Genomic DNA, 1,322 nt, shown 5'->3' on the forward strand with positions numbered 1-1,322 from the left:
CCCTCTAGTACATCACAAACAGTTTGATGCCTTTCCGCCTGTTTTTTACCTGATTTACTCCCTTTCCACCAAATTTTGGGTTCACCTTCAGTATCAAAAAACTGGTCATACCGCGCCTTAGCCTCCAGAAACAGGCAATATGCCGGCCGCCAGCCATCAAAGGTCACTTTCAGGCATTGAAATTCCTGGATCATTTGTGTGAGCGGGTTATATTGAGTTTTCGCAATAAATCGCTGATAGTTAATCGTGATAGCGCTCCAGCGACTCACCTTGCGATATTTTTCACTTGTCACCGGAATAGCAAGGCAAGCCTCGCACGCTTTTTTAGTTTCCGTTTTTTCACACTCTTCCGTCTCAGACCGGGCTTTAGTCTGCACCGCACTGGTATCAACGGATTCATCCCCTAAATCATCGTCCTCCCAAAAATCCGCATGGGTTTCGGCACTCCAGACGATATTTCGATCTTCATCCGTGATTTCAGGGCTTATCACAAAATCCGTTTTCTTATGGTGAATGTCGTCATCCTCTATAACGGATTTATCTTTACCGGCTTCCATCAGCCCAACCGCAATTAATACTCCGGCACAGGCGCTGGCGACATATTCAGCCGCACCCACTGCGACCGGGGCTAATAAGGGTATTGGCATATTAACGTCTCCTATTTATCTTATTTTTTGCAATACAAAGAATATCTTTAAATTGCCGTTCGGATTTCTGACCAGGGTTTTAAATGCCCTGAATTGAACTCACATTAACTGGCAAGAGTAAACTCATGCTGACTGGCAATTAACTTTGCTCCACAGGCTGTTTGCATTCCTTCAAGCGCAATCGCTTTCCCTTTATATGTTAAAGAGTCAGCCCCCTGAATAATAGGAAAGACACCTTTGCATTGAGGACACGCCACCAAATCTTCTTTACCTGCTATGGGAATACCATTGTGAGTATATTGAGCAATAGCGGTAATCACCTTACCGCCATGATCTGTCGTATCGCCCAGCAGAATAACCGCTTTTGACATTAAAATTCTCCATCGTTTTCTGATTGGTAAATAACATCACCTCTCATTAAACCTCGGTAATTAATGGTAATAATCCCAGATTTACTAACTGTATTTCAATATCATTGGATTTATCAATATCCTCCTGATTTCTTCCATCAAAAATCCCTTTCTTGGTGATAATCAGAGTGCCGATCTGTTCATTATTTTGGTACACAGGCAGCACATCTTCCGCCATAGGCAGATAGAACTTATCAATAATACGGGGCTGGTAAAGCATCCAGCCGACACTAAGGCGATCAGGAAAAACCTGCCTGCCTTTWAG

The 1,322-nt window shown here is 43.4% G+C and carries 2 protein-coding genes and 1 pseudogene; all 3 read right to left on the bottom strand.

What is annotated here, in order from left to right; genetic code table 11:
* Positions 1-647, bottom strand: a 647-nt coding sequence (locus C6H66_RS24990; protein ID WP_105397053.1) for a Tox-REase-5 domain-containing protein, incomplete at its 3' end; no start/stop codon positions are given.
* A 104-nt stretch (positions 648-751) separates the two neighbouring features.
* Positions 752-1,018, bottom strand: coding sequence for a PAAR domain-containing protein (locus tag C6H66_RS24995; protein WP_036812513.1), 267 nt, complete (start codon positions 1,016-1,018; stop codon positions 752-754).
* A gap of 46 nt (positions 1,019-1,064) precedes the next feature.
* Positions 1,065-1,322 (bottom strand): annotated as a pseudogene (locus C6H66_RS25000) (Imm52 family immunity protein); the annotation flags it as partial.

The sequence above is a fragment of the Photorhabdus hindustanensis genome (genome assembly GCF_002968995.1).
Taxonomy (GTDB): domain Bacteria; phylum Pseudomonadota; class Gammaproteobacteria; order Enterobacterales; family Enterobacteriaceae; genus Photorhabdus; species Photorhabdus akhurstii.